The following is an 18,016-nucleotide window of genomic DNA, read 5'->3' as shown; positions in this document are numbered from 1 at the left end:
CCGGATATGATGAACGAGTTGGTGAATTATCCGCCTCTGGAAGAGCCGGAAATAGGAGATGGGACCGCGACCGAGGTCGCAGAGGGCATATTCTGGCTGAGAATGCCGATGGGCGGCAGCATCGGGGCGATCAACCTGTGGGCGCTGGCGGACGGCGACGGCTGGACCATCGTCGATACCGGACTGCGGACGACGGAAACGTCCGCTGCGTGGCGTCGGGCGTTCGCCTCTACGCTGGGCGGGCGGCCGGTGCGGCGGATCATCGTCACCCACCTGCATCCCGATCATAGCGGCATGGCCGGGTGGCTGGCGCAGAAGCAGCCGGCGCGGCTGTGGATGACGCGGCTGGAATATCTGACGCTGCGCGTCCTGGCGTCCTATACCGGGCAGGAGGCGCCGGAGGAGGCGATACGCTTTTACCGGACGGCGGGCTGGGATGAGGATGCGCTGGACCATTATCGGGCGCGGTTCGGGGATTTCGGCAAGATGCTCTATCCCTTGCCCGCCAGCTTCCACGCGCTGGACGACGGGCAGCGGATCATGATCGGCGACCGCGAATGGGTGGTCGTCATCGGCAAGGGGCATTCGCCGGAACATGCCCTGCTTCACTGTCCGGAGGCCAAGCTGCTGATATCGGGCGATCAGGTGCTGCCGCAAATCTCGTCCAACGTGTCCGTGCAGCCGCTGCAACCCGAAGCCGACCCGCTGACGGAGTGGCTGGAAACGCTGGACGCGGTGCGGCGGAGGGTTCCGGACGATGTGCTGGTCCTGCCGTCCCATGGCAAGCCGTTCCATGGCCTGCATGGGCGCATCCAGGCTCTGATCGACGGGCATGAGGTCGCGCTGGTTCGGCTGCTGGAATTTCTGGAGACGCCGTCGCGGGCCATCGACGTCTTTCCGGCGCTGTTCAAGCGGCAGATCGATCGCCGGTTGTTGGGACTCGCCACGGGGGAGAGTCTGGCGCATCTCGCCTGCCTGCGGACTCGCGGGCTCGTGTCGGACGAGGTGGATGCGGGCGGCATCCGGTGGTGGCGCGCGCTGGAAAAGGAAAGCGCGCCTCAGACGGGGTGATGCGGCGCGCTCTAGGGTGTGTGTGCAAATTCAAAATTTGCCTGACGGGGGATTGGGGTGGAGAGCGGACCTGTCCTATTCCTCCCCATCGACAGATGGGGAGGGGGACCGGCCGAAGGCTGGTGGAGGGGAAGATGCGCAGGTCACGCCATTTCCCCTCCACCATGCTTCGCATGGTCCCCCTCCCCACGCTGCGCGTAGGGAGGATTTAATGTCGGCTAATAGCCATTGCCTCAATATTTGAAGCCCAGCGTCACGCCGACTTCGCGGGGCGGGGCGAAGGCGACGCCCTGGCCATTGTCGTTGACCGCCGCGCCCGCCGCATAGGCGCTATTCGTCAGGTTGCGGACGAACAGGGTGGCGCGGACATTGCTGCCCTGCGGGGTGAAGCCGGCCGACGCATTCCAGACGCCATATTTATCCTGCTGCATATAGCCCATCACATCATGATGATAGGATGAGGAATAATTATAGCTGATGTTGAAATCGGCCTGCCCGCCCGCAATCTCCGGCGAATAGTCCAATCCCGCCGACAATATCCATTTGGGCGACCGGATCAGCCTTCTCCCGCTGGCGTCGGCATTGGTCGAAACCGGCTGACCATTGATCAGCGGGAAGGTCTGCGCCGCCGCATAGCTGTCATATCTGGCGCGGGGCAGCCATGATCCGCCGCCCGAAATCCTGAGTTCCGGCGCGATCTTGACCGATCCGTCGAAGTCCAGCCCGTAGATGCTGGCCTTCGCGGCGTTGGATGTGACGATCAGATTGTTGGAATAGCTTTGGACCTGAAGGTCGCGATATTGATAATAGAAGCCCGACAGGTTGAGCGCCAGCCCCCGGTCGGCATATTTGAACCCCGCTTCATAGGCGTCGAGATGTTCCGGATCGACCGGCGCGCCGGGCGTGCGCGGCACGACCACGCCGTTCACGACCTGGTTGAAGGAGGAATAGGACAGCAGGCCGCTCTTATAGCCCTGGCTGAAGGTCGAATAGAAGTTCAGGCTGTCGGTGACCGCCCATTTGATGCCGAGGCGGCTCGTCGCGGCGCTCCAGCTTTTCTCATTGGGCTGGGTGAACGGCTCGTTCTGAATATTGGTGCCCTGCAATGATTGCCGGTCGAACGAATAGCGGATGCCCGCCAGAACGGACAGGCTGTCGGTCAGTTTCAACGTGCCCTCGCCATAGACAGCGAAGGAGTCGGTCTTGGCGCGGGAGAGGGCGAGGAAGGTGTCGCCCCAGAGATTGGCCTCCGTTTCATTGACGATATGCAGGCCGTAGACGCCCGCGATGAAGGAGAAGGGACCGAAGTCGCGGGAAGCGTAGTTGAACTCCTGCGACAGGAACAGCGGCTGGCGATAATACCAGCGCAGATCCTGGCAACGGCGCTGCGCAAGGCAGGTCGGCGACCAGGAACCTTCCGCATCGCCCCGGCCATAGGGCATGATCCGCTGATAACCGGTCAGGGAGGTGAATTTGCCGATGTCGCTGTCGAAATCGGCGCGCAGCGTCAAGGCATAGGATTTGAGCTTGTTCGGGCCGGGAACGTCGAACGCGACCTGCCAGGGCTTTTCGCCGATGACCGTGTCGGGATAGACGAGCGCGCCGTTCCCGTCGGTTTGCAGCGCGCGCGACGCGCGGTTCTGGATCGTGCTGACGGAGTCGATGTCGATATGGCTGTATCGGCCGCTGAGCGAGACGCGGATGAAGGCGTTCGGTTCCCACAACAGTTTCGCCGCGAGATTTTCGGTGAGCGAACGGCCATAGCGGCTGCCGTTGGCGCCGGGGCTGATGTTGGTGAGATAGCCTTCATTGAAGGTGCGCACGCCCGAAAAGGCGAAGCCCAGCCGGTCGTTGACCAGAGGCGCGCTGACGAACAGGCGCTGCTCGTTATTGGTCGCGGCAGTGGACGTGCCGCCGCCGAAGCGGCTCAGCGTCACCGATCCGTCGACCTTCAAATCCTTGAGGTCGGGATCGCGGGAATAGACCAGGATCGCGCCGCCGACCGCGTTGCGGCCGAAGACGGTGCCCTGCGGCCCCTTCAGCACTTCGATGCGCGACACCATGGTCGGGTCGAAGGCCAGATTGTTCGATTGGGACGCGCTGTAGATGCCGTCGATATAGATGGCGACCGGCTGTTCTATGCCGCCGGTGCTGCTGACCGCCGTGCTGGTGATGCCGCGGATCGCGGGCTGGGCCGATGTCGCCAGCCGGGTGAAGACCAGGCCGGGGAAGGCGTTGCCCAGGTCGGTGGGCGAGCGGATGCCGGCGTTGATGAGTTGGTCGCTGTCCTTGACGAGGATGGTGGCGGGCACTTCCCGGATGCTTTCGGATTTTTTCTGGGCGGTGACGATGATCTCGCCCGAACCTTCGGCAGCGCCCTCTGTCCTTGCGTCGCCCCTGGTTTCGGATTGCGCCGCGTCCGCCATTTCCGCCGCATGGGCGGCGCCTGCCTGCGCGAAGGCCAGCGCGGCCATGCCCGCGCCGAGTGACCCGATAAGCCTGTTCATATCATCCATCTCCCTTGCTGATAGTGGCTGGACGGCGTTCACCGGCCGCCCGGCTTTCGACACACGTCTTCCCTCTCCCCGCGGCGCGCCTTTGCGCGTCCGCGAGGCGGTAGTTCACCTCATTTCTTCAATTTGCCGGTGGTCGGTTCAGGCGGCCTGCCTGTCCCGGATGAGCCAGAAGAAACCCCTGGCCTTGCCCTTCCAGTCGCCAAGGCCGATCACCAGATCGTCATTGACCTTGCGGAAATAGTCCATCAGCGGCTGGTCGTCATAGATGACCGTCGACTGGACCTTGTCCCAATATTTCACTTCGCGCAGACGCGCCTCGCCCCAGTCGCCCCAGGCATAGACATTGCCTTCATCGTCGGTGCGCAGCATCGGTTCGCAATGTTCGGGCGTATTGAAGCGCTTTCCGTAGAAGTTGCTGACCATGGTTTCGCCGCGGAAATTGCCGCCGCGCCATTGCCCGAACATGAATTCGTTCGTCGCCCCCTCCAGTTCCAGGAAGAGCGGCTTGATCGTGTCGTAATCCGCCAGTTCGCCCTTATCGACCATTTCGACAAAGCGTTGCTGGGCGGTCAGTTCCTGGGTTGCACTCATGGCTCTTCCTCTCCGGATTGTTTTGAATGACGGTCGGATCGCGTGGCGGCGCCCTCCGCCGCAAATGCTGTCGAAATGTTCGAACGGCCGGCCACGACGGGCGCGGCCTTGATTCGGGAGTCATTAACGCTTCCAGAATATGGAGGTCGCCTGTAATGTAAAGAATAATATTCTCGATATCCTGCCGATATGGAGTCAATAATGCTTCCCGATGGAGTCGCGGAGGCCGTTTATCGGCCGCTGCGGGGCCGGGAGGGCGGGGCGAACATGCCGCCGGCCGGAAGCGGATCGGGACGACCGTCATGCAGGCCGGATGGATAGGCCTCACATTGACGTTATCCGTCATTTAAATGGCGTGATTTGACAAGATGTCACCTCTTATCCCCCGTAACGTCCATCCCAGGTCGGCTAGCCAAACCGACACGAGAAACGGAAGGAGAGGGTAATGGCTACCTTGCCGCAGGACATGTCCCATGAGGAAATCGACGTCGATTTCCTTCGCCGGAAATATACGGAGGAGCGCGCGAAGCGCCTCAATCCCAAGGGAAACAAACAGTATATCGAGGTGAAGGGCGACTTCAGCCGCTATATCGACGATCCCTATGTCGACGGTCCACTGGTCCGCGACGCCGTGGACGAGACGGTCGAGGCGCTGGTGATCGGCGGCGGCTTCGGCGGGCTTCTGGCGGCGGCGGAACTGCACAAGATCGGCGTCACCGACATCCGCATCGTCGAGAAGGCGGGCGACTTCGGCGGCACCTGGTATTGGAACCGCTATCCCGGCGCGCAGTGCGACATCGAATCCTATATCTACATGCCGCTGCTGGAAGAAACCGGCTATATCCCGACCGAGAAATATGCCCATGCGGCTGAACTGTTCGCGCATGCCCGGCGGATCGGGGAGCAATATGGTCTCTATTCCCGCGCCCTGTTCCAGACGCAGGTGGTGGACGTGGAATGGGACGATGCGTCCGCGCAGTGGGTGGCAAAGACCGACCAGGGCGACACGATCAAGGCGCGCTGGGTGCTGTCGGCGTCGGGACCGCTGAACCGCCCCAAGCTGCCCGGCATTCCCGGCATCGACCAGTTCAAGGGCCATACTTTCCACACCAGCCGGTGGGACTATGCCTATACCGGCGGCGACAGCCGGGGCGGGATGACAGGCCTGGCCGACAAGCGGGTGGCCATCATCGGCACCGGCGCGACCGCCATCCAGTGCGTTCCCTACACGGCCCGCGACGCGGCGCATCTCTATGTGGTGCAGCGGACGCCCTCGACTGTCGATGTGCGCGGCAATTGCCCGACCGACATGGAATGGGCGAAGAGCCTGAAGCCGGGCTGGCAGCGCGAGCGGATGGACAATTTCAACATTCTGGTGTCCGGGCAGCGCGCCCCGGTCGATCTGGTGCAGGACGGCTGGACCGACCTGTTCCGCGACATGGTGTCGTCCTGGATGCCGGAAGATCCGACGTCGGTGCCCCCTGAGGAGCTGGCCCGGCTCACCGAGCTGGCCGATTTCCGCAAGGGCAACAATATCCGCGCCCGCGTCGACGCCATCGTCACCAACAAGGAAGCCGCCGAGGGATTGAAGCCCTGGTACGGCATGATGTGCAAGCGGCCGACCTTCCACGACACTTATTTGCAGGCCTTCAACCAGCCGAACGTGACTCTGGTCGACACGCAGGGGCGCGGGCTGGACCGGATCACGGAAAACGGCATCGTGTTCGACGGCGTCGAATATCCGGTCGACTGCATCATCTTCGCCACCGGGTTCGAATCCGGCACCGGCTATGCCCGGCGCGCCGCGATGGAAGTGCGCGGACGCGGCGGCAAGACCATGACCGAGCATTTCGCGAAGGGCATGCGCACCTTCCACGGCTTCTTCACGGACGGTTTCCCCAATTTCTTCATGCTGGGGCTGAGCCAGAACGGCTTCAAGCCGAACGTCACCGACATGCTGGCGGAACAGGCGGAGCATATCACCGCGCTGATCGCGGCGGCGCGCGCGGAGGGCAAGACCCGCATAGAGGCGACCAGCGAGGCGGTCGACGGATGGGTGAGCACCATCCGGGAGAAGTCGCAGCGCGTGCGCCGGTTCCTGGCGACCTGCACGCCGGGCTATTATGGCGGCGACGGGGATATTGACCAGGGGCTGCTTATCGACACTTATGCCGATGGATCGATTGCCTTTTCGGCGCTGCTGAAGGCTTGGCGCGCGGCTGGCGACCGCGCCGGACTGGAGATTGTGTGACATGGGTCGACTTGAAGGAAAAACCGCGATCGTCACCGGGGCCGCGAGCGGCCTGGGCGAAGCCACGGCGCGCCGCTTCGCGCAGGAAGGCGCGAAGGTCATCCTGACCGACATTTCGGACGAAGGCGCGGCCGTCGCCCGCGACATCGGCGGGGACGCGCAGTTCCTGTTGCAGGATGTCGCGAACGAAGCGCGCTGGGCCGAAGTCGTCGGCCATGCCGAAGAAAGCTGGGGACGGCTGGACATATTGATCAACAATGCGGGCATTTCGATGTTCGGCCTTGTCACCGACCTGACATACGCCCAGTGGCGGCGCTGCATAGAGGTCGACCTGGACAGCGTGTTCCTGGGCACGCGGGCGGCCATCCCCCTGATGCGCCGCAGCGGCGGCGGGGCCATCGTCAACATCTCCTCCATGGCGGGGATCACCGGGCAGCGGGCGCTTTCCGCCTATTGCGCGGCGAAGGGCGGGGTGCGCTTCTTCAGCAAGGCGGTGGCGCTGGAATGCGCGTCGGCGCGGGACAATATCCGCGTCAACTCGGTGCATCCGGGCATCATCGACACGCCGATCTTCCACGCGACGGAAGCGGACGAGCGGCGCGCGCCGGTCGGCCCCCAGGCAATGGATGTGGGGCCGATGGCGGCCTTCGCCGTGCCGATGGGCGTGCCCGGAAAGGCCGAGGACATCGCTGCCGCCTGCCTGTATCTGGCTTCGGACGACGGGCGTTACGTCACCGGCACGGAGGTCATCGTCGACGGCGGATTCTGCGCCGCCTGAGGATGGCTCGCCATTCGGCTTCGGCTATCGTCGGGTGGATGGATAGCTGAAAGCCCCTTCCGTCATGCGGGACTTGTCCGGCATGGCGGAAGGGCGCAGCCGCCATGGCGGCTATGGATGCGGGACGCCTTCCGCATCCTTTTCCGTTTCATGCCGGACGAACTGCCGGACGCCGGCGTTCATATGCTGCCGCAGGAAGCGGGAGGCCGCGCTGGCGTCGCTATATCCCAGCCGGTAGGCGAGCAAGGTCAGGTTGGGCCGCCTTTCGGTCCGGAAATAATCCTCCACCACCCGGCGGCGCGCCGCTTCCAGCCTTTCGCTGAAATTCGTGCCATTCTGTTCCAGGCCCCTTTGCAGCGTGCGGCGGCTGACGCGCAGCAGCATGGCGATATGGGTCATCGTCGCCTCTCCGGAGGCGAGGTTGGCGGCGATGAGCTGATCGACCTGACCCACGAAATCGACCGGCATCGACCGGCGCACCGTTTCGAGATGCTGTTCCAGAAAGGCGAGCAGATGGGCGTTGCCGTGGGGCGTCGGGCGATGAATGTCTTCGCGGCTGACGACCACGGCGGAACGTTCAGCGCCGAATTCGAGGGGGCAGCGGAACAGCCGCCGATGGATGCGATAGTCGCTGGGCGCGCTATGCTGGAATTCCACGCGGAGCGGGCACCAGCTCTCGCCCAATATCTGGCGGCCCAGCCGGGTCGAGAGCAGCAGGATCGATTCGATGAACTGCGAGCCGCCATAGCGCGCCGGGACGAGCAGGACATGGCGGATCGCGACCTCCCCAGCCTCCTCCTCCAGCGAGGAGGCGAGCGCCCGGCTTTCCAGATCGCCGTAGCGCGCGTTCACGCGGATCGCGTCGGCCATGGTCGGGCAATGGTCCCACAACAGGCTGAGCGGGCCATAGCCGCGAATATTCCCCCATTGCGCGAAGGACACGCCCAGATCGGGCCGCCTGGCGACGGCGGAACAGATTTGCAGCATGTCGACGATGGCGTGGGCGGGCACGCGTTCGGCATGCGGGGCGGCGGCGGCGATGGCGCGCAGTTCCGCATCCAGAATCGCATCCAGATTCAACCCGGTGGTTCGCGCAAAACTGATAAACTGGCGCAGGGCTCCAGCATCGGCGTCGGCATCGGCCACGATCGTCTCCCTTGGCGTGAATTGTCATGATAGAGGTGCAATCTGTCAAGATAATGTGCCGCCTTTTCGATCAATATCCCCCGCATAATATTCATGACGAGGAGAGAGCGATGGCGACGAGCATCGGGAATCCCCTGGGCGACACGCGGAGCGCTCATGTCGTCGGCAGCCGCGACGACGCCCTGCTGGAAATCACGATCGGGGAAGCGCTGCGGCAGGCCGCGGCGAAATGGCCGGAAGCGGACGCGCTGATATCCTGCGCGGAGGGCGCGCGCTGGACGTTCGCCGAGTTCGACGCGCGCGTCGACCGGCTGGCGGCGGGCCTGCTCCATCTGGGATTGCGCGAGGGGGACCGGGTGGCGATCTGGGCGCCCAATTGCGCCGCATGGACGTTGCTGCAATTCGCGACGGCGCGGGCCGGGCTGATCTTCGTCACCTTCAACACCGCCTATCGCCGCCAGGAACTGGCGCATGTGCTGGCGCTGTCGCAGGCGCGGGCGCTGATCAGCGTCAAGGGGTTCAAGGATATCGACTATGCCGAGGAACTGGCGCAGATCGATGCTCCTGCTCTGGAATGGCGGGTCATGCTGGATGAACCGGCGCCCGAAGGCTGGCTGCGTTTCGAGGATATATTTTCCGCCGACACCGCCATATTGGACGATGTGGCCCCCAATCCCCGCGATCCCGTCAACATCCAGTTCACCAGCGGCACGACCGGGCGGCCCAAGGGCGTCACCCTGTCCCATCGCAACATATTGAACAATGGCGCGGCGGTCGGCGTGCGGGCCGGGTTGCGCGCAGGCGACAGGCTGTGCATTCCGGTGCCGCTCTACCATTGTTTCGGCATGGTGATGGGCAATCTGGCCTGCGTCACCCATGGCGTGGCGATGGTCTATCCGGCGCCGGGTTTCGACCCGGTGGCCAGCCTTCGCGCCATCGAGGGCGAGCGGTGCACCCACTGCTACGGCGTGCCGACCATGTTCATCGCGATGCTCGCCGTGCCGGATTTCGACGCCTATGACCTTCGCTCTCTGCGCGGCGGGATCATGGCGGGCGCGACCTGCCCCGTGGAGGTCATGCGGCGGGTGATCGACCGCATGCATATGGGCGATACCACCATCGCCTATGGCATGACGGAAACCAGTCCGGTCAGCACGCAGACCCTGCCCGACGACCCGCTGGAGGCGCGGATCGAGACGGTGGGCCGGGTCATGCCCCATCTGGAGATCAAGATCGTCGACGAAGCCGGGCATGTCGTGCCGCGGGGCGTCGAAGGCGAATTGTGCACCCGCGGCTATTCGGTGATGAGCGGTTACTGGAACGATCCCAAGGCGACCGAAGCGGCGATAGACGCCGACGGCTTCATGCATTCGGGCGACCTGGCGTCGATCGACGAGGAAGGATTCGTCCGGATCACCGGCCGCGCGAAGGACATGATCATTCGCGGCGGGGAGAATATCAGCCCCCGCGAGATCGAGGAATATCTCTATACCCATCCGGAGATCAGCGATGTCGCGGTCATCGGCGTGGCGGACGCGACATTCGGCGAAGCGGTGTGCGCCTGGATCGTGCGGGCGCCCGGCTCCACCCTGGCGGTGCCGGACGTGGCGGCCTATTGCAAGGGCCAGTTGGCGCATTTCAAGGCGCCGTCGGTCGTGCGCTTCGTGGAGGCGCTGCCGATGACGCCGTCCGGCAAGGTCCAGAAATATCTGATGCGCGCTTCCGAGAAGGAACAGTCGCAATGACCATGGACATGGGAAGAGCCATGCGGAAATTGGAGAGAATGTCAGTGAGCAGGATGATGACAGCCGAAACGATCCGACATCTGCGCGTCGCGCCCCAGGCGGCGATCACGGGTATCTTCCAATGACGGGGCCTGCAATCGATCCGGAAATGGATGCCATCGCCGCGGCCATGGCCGCCGGAACCGGACCCAGCATCCTGAGCGGCGACGTGGGCCTGATACGGGCCGTGCTTTCGCAGCTTTCGCCCAAGGGCGGGCCGGAAATGCAGGGCGTCGAGGATCGGGAGATGGGCGGCGTTTCCGTGCGCGACTACACGCCGTTCGATGCGGTTCCGGGCGCTATCGTCCTGTTTCATGGCGGCGGCTGGACCGTGGGCAGCGTCGACGATTACGACCATTTCGCGCGCTCGCTGGCCGAAAGCACCCGATATCGCGTCTTTTCCGTCGATTATCGGCTGGCCCCGGAAAATCCCTTCCCGGCGGCGGTCGAGGATGCCTGGAACATGGTCCGCTCCATCGAGGTGGACGGTCCCCTCTTCCTGCTGGGCGACAGCGCGGGCGGCAATCTGTCCGCAGTGGTCGCGCAACTGGCCCGCGATCATGGCGGCCCCGCCATCGACGGGCAGATATTGATCTATCCGTCCGTGGCGGGGGATGCGGACAGCGCATCGATGAACGCCTTCGTGCCGCCCGTGATGAAACGGGAGGAGATAGCGGCCTATTATGACCTGTACGTGCCGAGTCCCGGCGACCGCGCCGACATCCGGTTCGCGCCCCTGTCGGGCAGGCTGGACGGCCTGCCGCCCGCGCTGGTCGTAACGGGCGGGCAGGACCTGTTCGCCGACGAGGCGACGCGCTATGCCGACGCGCTTGAGCGGGCGGGCGTTCCGGTGGCCCGGCATGAGGAGCCACGGGCGTTCCATGCGTTCCTGACCCTGTTCCCGAACACCCAGGCCGCTGCGCGGAGCAGGGAAGCGATCCGCGCCTTCATAGCCGCGAACGGGCAGCGCAAGGGAGAAAGCGCATGACCGCGGCGACGGCAGCGGTCGTGCGCCAGCCCGGCGGCGACTTCGCGATGGAGACGATCGAGGTGGAGGCACCCCGCGCCGGTGAAGTGCGGGTGCGCATCGCGGGCGTCGGCCTGTGCCACACGGACCTCATCTTCCGCGATCAGTTCGCGCCCTTCACCCTTCCGGGCGTGCTGGGCCATGAAGGCGCAGGCGTGATCGAGGCGGTGGGCGCGGGCGTGGAGGGCCTGGCCATCGGGGACGAGGTCGTCATCGGCTTTTCAAGCTGCGGCGCCTGCCCGCGCTGCGACGAGCATCTGCCCAGCTATTGCCAGAATTTCGTGCCGCTAAATTATGCGGGCGTGCGGCTGGAGGACGGTTCGACCGCCTATGCCAAGGATGGCGAGCGCGTCACGTCGCATTTCTTCGGCCAATCCTCCTTCTCGGCCCTCACGGTGACGCGCGCCCGCAATGTGGTGAAGGTCGACACGTCGAAGGTCGCGCTGGAACTGCTCGGCCCGCTGGGTTGCGGTTTCCAGACAGGCGCGGGCGGGGTGATGAATTCGCTCGCCTGTCCCGCCGGGTCCAGCATCGCGATCTTCGGCGGCGGCCCGGTCGGGCTGGCGGCGGTGATGGGCGCGGTGATCCGGGGCTGTTCGACGATCATCCTGGTCGAACCGGTGGCGGCGCGGCGTGAGATCGCGCAGGAACTGGGCGCGACCCATGTCATCGATCCCGCCACGGCGGGCAACCTGACCGAAGCGTTGCGCGCCATCGTTCCGGCGGGCGTCGACTTCGCCTTCGACACGAGCGGGGTCGTGCCGGTGATAGAGGCGGGGCTGGCCGCGCTGGGCAGCCATGGCGCCATCGGCCTGGTCGGCGTTCCGGCCAAGCCGGACGCGGCGCTCAACGTCCGGATCGCCGGGCTGATGACTCCGGGCCACCGCATCATCGGGATCATCGAGGGCGACAGCGATCCGGGGCGTTTCATTCCCGAACTGATCGCCTATCATGCCGAGGGGCGCTTCCCCTTCGACAGGCTGATTCGGACCTTCCCGCTCGCCCAGATCAACGAAGCCGTCGCCGCGCAGGCGCGGGGCGAATGCATCAAGGTCGTATTGATACCGTAAGGAGAGAAATGATGGATTTCGACCGCGACTATGCCATGCTGATCGACGGCAGGCTCGACAGCGGGAGCGCCCGGTTCGACGTGCTCAACCCCGCGACCGAGCAGGTCGCAGGCAGCGTCCCCGACGCGACGCAGGGCGATCTGGACCGCGCCGTCGATGCGGCGCGCGCGGCTTTCCCCGGCTGGGCGGCGACCCCCATTGCGGAGCGCAAGGCCGCGCTCAACGCCATGGCGCAGGCGCTGCTGGCCAATATCGACGGGTTCAAGCGGCTGCTGACGTCCGAACAGGGCAAGCCCCATGCCGAGGCGGAGCGAGAGGTGATGGGCGCGGCCTATTGGCTGATGGGCGCGGCGTCGCTGGACCTGCCGGTGACGGTCAATGAGGACAGCGCCGACCGCTATAGCGAAACGCGCCGCGTGCCGCTGGGCGTCGTGGGCGCCATCGCGCCGTGGAATTTCCCGCTGAGCCTGGCGATGTTCAAGGTCGCCCCGGCGCTGCTGACGGGCAACACGATGGTGCTGAAGCCTTCGCCGTTCACGCCGCTTACGACGCTGAAATTCGCCGAACTGGTCAAGGACATCCTTCCCGCCGGCGTGCTCAACATCATCTCCGGCGGCGATGCGCTCGGCCCGTGGATGACCAGCCATGACGGCTTCGACAAGATCAGCTTCACCGGATCGACGGCGACCGGCCGCCGCGTCATGGAATCGGCCGCGCCGACCCTGAAGCGCGTTACGCTGGAACTGGGCGGCAACGACGCCGCGATCGTCATGCCCGACGTCGATGTGGAGAAGGTGGCGAGCGACCTGTTCTGGGCCGCCTTCCGCAACAACGGCCAGATCTGCATCGCCACCAAGCGCATGTATGTCCACAAGGATGTCTATGAGCCGCTGAAGGAGGCGATTGCCGCTTATGCGAAGACGGTGAAGGTCGGCGACGGGTCGGAGCAGGGGACGCAGATCGGCCCGATCAATAATGAAGGACAGTATCGCCGCGTGCTGGAACTGATCCAGGACGCCAAGGACAAGGGCTATAAGTTCCTGGTCGGTGGCGAGAAGGCCGATGTGCCGGGCTATTTCGTGCCGGTCACCATCATCGACAATCCGCCGGAGGATAGCCGCATCGTGCAGGAGGAGCAGTTCGGCCCCGTCCTGCCGCTGATCAAGTTCGACGATTATGACGATGTGATCGCGCGGGCGAATGCGAGCGAATATGGTCTGGGCGGTTCCGTGTGGGGTGGCGACGAGGACAAGGCGTTGGAGATCGCCCAGCGCATCGCGAGCGGGACGGTGTGGGTCAACGAGACCCAATATCTGTCGCCGACCGCTGCGTTCGGCGGGATGAAGCAGTCGGGCGTCGGTGTCGAGGGCGGGGTCGAAGGGCTGCTGGAATATACCAGCGCCCAGACCATCGTGCGGCGGAAGCGGGCGCCCGTCGCCGCCTGACCACCGGCGAGAAGCAGGAAAGGAAAGGGGCCGCCCGGCTGATGCGCCGGGCGGCCCCTTTTCGTTGTTGTGGGGAAAAGTTCATCTTTTTCCAAGGGGGACCGGCCTAAGGCTGGTGGAGGGGAAATGGCACGACCTCCGAATTTCCCCTCCACCACGCTTCGCGCGGTCCCCCTCCCCACGCTTCGCGTAGGGAGGATTTTGATGCGTCAGATGCGGTCCTTCGCGGCGGAGCGGGTGGCCAGCATGAAATGCCAGCCCGCCCAGGCGAGGCTGGCGCAGGAGATGAAGAGGGCGTAGCGCAGGCTCTCATCGCCCTGCGTCGGACGGAGGAAGTCGCTGATCATGCCGATGGTGTAGGGGCCAAGGCCAAGGCCGATCATCGCGGAGGTGAACAGCGCTATGGCGACCGCCGTGCCCCGGCGCCAGGGTTCGGCGAAGCTTTGCAGCGCGGAAAGCGCGACGCCGCTGGTCGACAGCGAAAGCCCGACGCCCGCGGTCAGCAGTGCGATGCAGAGCCGCCAGTCGGTGCAGAGGAAGGCGGCGGCAAAGACGGGGGCGGACGCACTGTACCCGATTGTCGGAATCCAAAGTTCCCACCGGGGATCGCGCCGCATGAGATAAGATGTCAGCGCGCCGATGCCGATGACGCCGATGATGCCGCCCGTGCCGTGGGCCAGTCCTGACCAGAAACCGGCGACGCGAAGATCCAGACCCATGGAGCGGACAAGGAACGTCATCTGCCATTGGCCGATTCCATAGATGCCGAAAGAACTGATGCCCAGGCCAAGATTGAGATGCAGGAAGGCGCGGCGGCGCAGGAGTATGCCCAGCGTGGCCCAGAGGCTTTCCTTATTGTCCTGACCATGTCCCGCCAGGCCGCGCACCGGTTCCGGCAACATCAGCAGCAGGACCAGCAGCGGCAGGCTGGCAAGGCCCGCCACCATCAACGCGGCGCGCCATCCATAGGCGTGGGCGATCAGGCCCGCGACCATCAGGCCGATGCTGACCCCTGCGATCCCGCCCGCCTGAAAGAAACTGATGCCGAGCGCGCGGCGATGGGCGGGGAAATAATCGCCGATCAGCGAGTGGGCGGCGGGTGCGCATCCCGCCTCGCCAATGCCCACGCCGACGCGGGCCAGGAAGAGCTGGCTGAAATTGCGCGCCAGGCCGGTCGCGAAGGTCATGACGCTCCACACGCCCAGGCACGCCGCGAGAAGGCGCGTGCGACTCGTGCGGTCGGCCAGGCGGCCGAGCGGAATGCCCATGGACGCATAGACCACGGCGAAGGCCACGCCCGACAGCAGGCCCAACTGGGCATCGGAAAGCCCCAGTTCGCGCTTGATCGGTTCCAGCACCACGGCCAGGACCATCCGGTCCATGTAATTGAAGAAGCTCACCATTGTCAGCAAAGCTATGGCGAACAGGGCCGTGCGGCCTCCATAAGCGCGCGATGCACTGTCACTTGCCAGGTCTCTCATCCTCATTCCCCTAGACCCCGCGATCCTCGTCGCGGGTTCCAAATGATCTTACGACCGCTGCCTTTGGATGCAAGCTATTTTGGAATCTATGTTGACTCCTAATTTTGGGAGGATTATTAGAATGATCGCAGCCGTCGCGGGCAAAAGGGGGAGGGGCGAAGACTTGTCCGTCCCTCCGCGGCGTGTTGCGGTGAGTCTGAACAGATAAGCCTATAATACAACGGATATTAGGAGATGGAGATGCCGAGGAGGGTGAAATTCCGCATGCTGCGGATGCTTGGTACTGTGGCGGCGATCGCCGTGGTGGGACAGGCTCCGGCCTATGCGCAGTCGGGCAAGAATCAGGAATCATCAAAGATTCCCGTTAGCACCGTGGACATCGTGGTGACGGCGCAGAAGCGCGCATCCCGCCTGTCGGACGTCCCGGCCGCGATCTCGGCCTTCAGCGGCACCTATATCCAGGAGCGCGGCGTCAACGATTTCGAAGGCGTGGTCGAACAGACGCCCGGCGTCAGCATCACGTCCGACTTCGGCGGCGCGGCGTCCAAGATCATCTCCATCCGCGGCCTGGGCGGCACGGACGATTATCGTCCGAACGGCAGCTCTTCGGCGGCGCTGCATGTCGACGACGTCTATCAGACGTCCAACGTCTTCCTTTCGCTTCCTTTCTTCGACGTGGAACGCGTCGAAGTGCTGAAGGGACCGCAGGGCACGCTTTACGGCCGCAACAGCACCGCGGGCGTGATCAACGTCATCACGCGCGATCCGGGCAATGCCCTGAACGGTTATGCGACGGCGGAGATCGGCAGCTATGACCGGCGTCGCGTCGAAGCCGCTGTCGGCGGTCCGATCACGCAGGATGTCGGCGTGCGCATCGCCGTTCTCGGCGACTGGGGCGGCGGTTATATGAACGGCAAGGGCGCTGGCGTCCTGGCCGGTTTGCAGCCGATCCCGAATACGTCGCCCATCCCCAATCCGGGCGCTCGCAACGGATGGGGCGATCGCGACATGATGGCGGTCCGCGGCACGGCCCTGTGGAACATGCCGACGGACGGCAAGCTTCGGCTGAAATTCTTCGCCAGCCGCGACCAGGGCGAAAACCAGACGACCGACAGCGTCCAGGGCATTTCGAACCAGGGCTTCTTTGAACCGGACAACGATCCCTACACCTTCTATTCGAACCGCTATCCGGTTCGCGACGTGCGGATGTGGGGCACCTCGCTCGGTCTGGATCAGCCGCTTACCGATCATGTCAAGTTGAACGCGATCGTGGGCTATCAATATGGCAAGCGCTATGTCGAGGGTGCCGCCGGCAGTCCGCTGCGCTATTTCGACTTCAACTTCCGCGACAAGGTGCGCCAGAAGTCGCTTGAACTGCGTCTTTCCGGCGATATCGGGCCTGTCGACTGGGTGGTCGGCGGCTATGCCGTCAACGATACGGTCAAATTCGTCACTGACCTGGACGTCACGGACGTCGCGGGAACCATATTGCTGACCGATTACAAGCAGACGCGGAAGAGCCGCGCGGCTTTCGGACAGGTCGACTGGCATATCGACGACAAGTTCACCCTGACCGGCGGCCTTCGCTATACTGACGACAAGGCGCATTTCTGGGGATCGACGACTGACGACAATCCCTATGGCGTGTCGCGCGCGGCGCTGGCGTTCCCCGGCATCCCTGTCTTTTTCAACAATCGCACGAGCGACAACAATCTTTCGGGTCGCGTGACGCTTGCCTACAAGCCGATCCAGGAAGTGAAGGTCTACGCATCCTACGGCACGGGTTACAAGGCCGGCGGTTTCGACGGGTCTTCCATCTTCAGCCAGGTCGAGGCGTTGCCGCTCAAGCCTGAAAAGGTCAAAGCCTATGAAGCAGGCTTGAAGATTTCGACCGACAGCCAGTTCTACGCCTCGGTCGATGCCTTCTACTATGACCTTTCGGAATTGCAGAGCTTCACGGTGGTTCCGCCGTCGCCTGCGAATGTCCGCATCAACGTGGGCAAGTCGCGCCTGTACGGCGTGGACATTTCGGTCGGCTTCAATCTGATCAACAATGACGAGCAGAATCTGCGCCTCGAAGCTGGCGGCACGTTGCTGGACAGCAAGATCACGGACTTCGTCGGAAGTCCGGCTCAGGTTGCTCTCAACCTAGGCAACGACCTTCCGGCGGCGCCGCACAAGAGTGCGAACGCCTCCCTTATCCACAAGCTGCAAATCGGCGGCGGGCTGGAATTCACGACGACCCTCGATGCTCGCTACAAGAGCAGCGAATTCAAGCGTCTGAACAACCTGCCCACGTCACGCGTCGGCGCCTACTCGGTCTTCGGTCTGCGCGGCGAAGTGTCGTCCGATCAGGGATGGTCGGTGTTCGCCTATATCCGCAATCTTACGGACGAAGTGTATCTGATCGATCGCAACGTGGCGCAACGCCTGGTGGGATCGCCTCGGACCTTCGGCGGTGGCGTAAGATACGAATTCTAAAGCAGTTTCGATCCGATCATATCGGATCGACTGCCTTGGCAATTTGATTTACCGCGGTTTCCAGCCGGATGATTCCATCCGGCTGGAAATCGTCCTGAAAGCCTTGTGCGGGATGGGGGAGCTGGGCTCCGTACAAGCTGACACGACAATCAAGGAATTGGAGCGCGCGTTCCGCGTCACATCCGACACGGCGCGCTTCAGGGAGATGGAAGCAATGTCGATGAAGAAAGTCCTGCTCTTGCTGTCAGCCTTTGTGGGCGCGTCGCAATATTGTGCGCATGCCGGGGAGGGGCAGTTCACTGTCGCGGTGATACCCGACACCCAATATTACACCGATTTCCGGCATCAGACCGATGCGGGCTTTCCCTTTGACGC

The 18,016-nt window shown here is 64.0% G+C and carries 12 protein-coding genes and 1 pseudogene; 9 read left to right on the top strand and 4 right to left on the bottom strand.

The window, feature by feature from the left end; translation table 11 throughout:
• Nucleotides 1–9: 9 nt before the first annotated feature.
• Nucleotides 10–1,071: an MBL fold metallo-hydrolase gene (locus BV95_RS10480; protein WP_234703146.1), complete on the top strand. Its 1,062-nt coding sequence runs from the start codon at nucleotides 10–12 to the stop codon at nucleotides 1,069–1,071.
• Between the two features lie 233 nt (nucleotides 1,072–1,304).
• On the opposite strand, the gene BV95_RS10475 is transcribed toward BV95_RS10480, so the two are convergent.
• Together BV95_RS10475 and BV95_RS22710 are read right to left on the bottom strand one after the other, a co-directional pair.
• A complete protein-coding gene (locus BV95_RS10475) occupies nucleotides 1,305–3,578 on the bottom strand; it encodes a TonB-dependent receptor (RefSeq protein ID WP_037451113.1) in 2,274 nt (757 codons plus the stop codon).
• Between the two features lie 147 nt (nucleotides 3,579–3,725).
• Complete coding sequence (locus BV95_RS22710) at nucleotides 3,726–4,178, bottom strand: DUF4334 domain-containing protein (RefSeq protein ID WP_051749707.1); 453 nt, start codon at nucleotides 4,176–4,178, stop codon at nucleotides 3,726–3,728.
• A gap of 445 nt (nucleotides 4,179–4,623) precedes the next feature.
• Here BV95_RS22710 and BV95_RS10465 point away from each other — a divergent pair, with 445 nt between their 5' ends.
• Both BV95_RS10465 and BV95_RS10460 read left to right on the top strand, forming a co-directional pair.
• Complete coding sequence (locus BV95_RS10465; RefSeq protein ID WP_037451109.1) at nucleotides 4,624–6,429, top strand: flavin-containing monooxygenase; 1,806 nt, start codon at nucleotides 4,624–4,626, stop codon at nucleotides 6,427–6,429.
• 1 nt (nucleotide 6,430) lies between these two features.
• A complete protein-coding gene (locus tag BV95_RS10460; protein ID WP_013849659.1) occupies nucleotides 6,431–7,207 on the top strand; it encodes a glucose 1-dehydrogenase in 777 nt (258 codons plus the stop codon).
• 111 nt (nucleotides 7,208–7,318) lie between these two features.
• On the opposite strand, the gene BV95_RS10455 is transcribed toward BV95_RS10460, so the two are convergent.
• Nucleotides 7,319–8,353 (bottom strand): AraC family transcriptional regulator ligand-binding domain-containing protein, encoded by a 1,035-nt coding sequence (locus BV95_RS10455; RefSeq protein ID WP_051749706.1) that lies wholly within the window; start codon nucleotides 8,351–8,353, stop codon nucleotides 7,319–7,321.
• 110 nt (nucleotides 8,354–8,463) lie between these two features.
• On the opposite strand from BV95_RS10455, the gene BV95_RS10450 reads away from it, so the two are divergent.
• The 4 genes from BV95_RS10450 to BV95_RS10435 all read left to right on the top strand — a co-directional run bounded on the left by BV95_RS10450 (nucleotide 8,464) and on the right by BV95_RS10435 (nucleotide 13,679).
• Nucleotides 8,464–10,098: an AMP-binding protein gene (locus tag BV95_RS10450; RefSeq protein ID WP_051749705.1), complete on the top strand. Its 1,635-nt coding sequence runs from the start codon at nucleotides 8,464–8,466 to the stop codon at nucleotides 10,096–10,098.
• Between the two features lie 121 nt (nucleotides 10,099–10,219).
• Nucleotides 10,220–11,125, top strand: coding sequence for an alpha/beta hydrolase (locus BV95_RS10445; protein ID WP_051749704.1), 906 nt, complete (start codon nucleotides 10,220–10,222; stop codon nucleotides 11,123–11,125).
• On the top strand, nucleotides 11,122–12,234 hold the full coding sequence (locus BV95_RS10440; RefSeq protein WP_037451106.1) for an NAD(P)-dependent alcohol dehydrogenase: 1,113 nt from the start codon (nucleotides 11,122–11,124) through the stop codon (nucleotides 12,232–12,234). The genes BV95_RS10445 and BV95_RS10440 overlap by 4 nt, the downstream gene beginning before the upstream one ends.
• A gap of 11 nt (nucleotides 12,235–12,245) precedes the next feature.
• A complete protein-coding gene (locus BV95_RS10435; protein WP_037451103.1) occupies nucleotides 12,246–13,679 on the top strand; it encodes an aldehyde dehydrogenase family protein in 1,434 nt (477 codons plus the stop codon).
• Between the two features lie 209 nt (nucleotides 13,680–13,888).
• On the opposite strand, the gene BV95_RS10430 is transcribed toward BV95_RS10435, so the two are convergent.
• On the bottom strand, nucleotides 13,889–15,160 hold the full coding sequence (locus BV95_RS10430; protein WP_013849652.1) for a spinster family MFS transporter: 1,272 nt from the start codon (nucleotides 15,158–15,160) through the stop codon (nucleotides 13,889–13,891).
• A gap of 264 nt (nucleotides 15,161–15,424) precedes the next feature.
• Between BV95_RS10430 and BV95_RS10425 the strand changes: the two genes are divergently transcribed.
• Both BV95_RS10425 and BV95_RS24865 read left to right on the top strand, forming a co-directional pair.
• Complete coding sequence (locus BV95_RS10425; RefSeq protein WP_234703145.1) at nucleotides 15,425–17,641, top strand: TonB-dependent receptor; 2,217 nt, start codon at nucleotides 15,425–15,427, stop codon at nucleotides 17,639–17,641.
• Nucleotides 17,642–17,684: 43 nt separating this feature from the next.
• Nucleotides 17,685–18,016: pseudogene (locus tag BV95_RS24865) on the top strand (serine/threonine protein phosphatase); the annotation flags it as partial.

This window comes from Sphingobium chlorophenolicum (genome assembly GCF_000722875.1).
GTDB classification, from domain to species: domain Bacteria; phylum Pseudomonadota; class Alphaproteobacteria; order Sphingomonadales; family Sphingomonadaceae; genus Sphingobium; species Sphingobium chlorophenolicum.
This window is presented reverse-complemented; position numbering and strand designations above follow the sequence as displayed.

Coding starts and splice junctions, on each gene's coding strand:
- BV95_RS10480 (WP_234703146.1), top strand. CDS start 10: ATGAACGAGTTGGTGAATTATCCGCCTCTGGAAGAGCCGGAAATAGGA.
- BV95_RS10475 (WP_037451113.1), bottom strand. CDS start 3,578: ATGAACAGGCTTATCGGGTCACTCGGCGCGGGCATGGCCGCGCTGGCC.
- BV95_RS22710 (WP_051749707.1), bottom strand. CDS start 4,178: ATGAGTGCAACCCAGGAACTGACCGCCCAGCAACGCTTTGTCGAAATG.
- BV95_RS10465 (WP_037451109.1), top strand. CDS start 4,624: ATGGCTACCTTGCCGCAGGACATGTCCCATGAGGAAATCGACGTCGAT.
- BV95_RS10460 (WP_013849659.1), top strand. CDS start 6,431: ATGGGTCGACTTGAAGGAAAAACCGCGATCGTCACCGGGGCCGCGAGC.
- BV95_RS10450 (WP_051749705.1), top strand. CDS start 8,464: ATGGCGACGAGCATCGGGAATCCCCTGGGCGACACGCGGAGCGCTCAT.
- BV95_RS10445 (WP_051749704.1), top strand. CDS start 10,220: ATGACGGGGCCTGCAATCGATCCGGAAATGGATGCCATCGCCGCGGCC.
- BV95_RS10440 (WP_037451106.1), top strand. CDS start 11,122: ATGACCGCGGCGACGGCAGCGGTCGTGCGCCAGCCCGGCGGCGACTTC.
- BV95_RS10435 (WP_037451103.1), top strand. CDS start 12,246: ATGGATTTCGACCGCGACTATGCCATGCTGATCGACGGCAGGCTCGAC.
- BV95_RS10430 (WP_013849652.1), bottom strand. CDS start 15,160: ATGAGAGACCTGGCAAGTGACAGTGCATCGCGCGCTTATGGAGGCCGC.
- BV95_RS10425 (WP_234703145.1), top strand. CDS start 15,425: ATGCTGCGGATGCTTGGTACTGTGGCGGCGATCGCCGTGGTGGGACAG.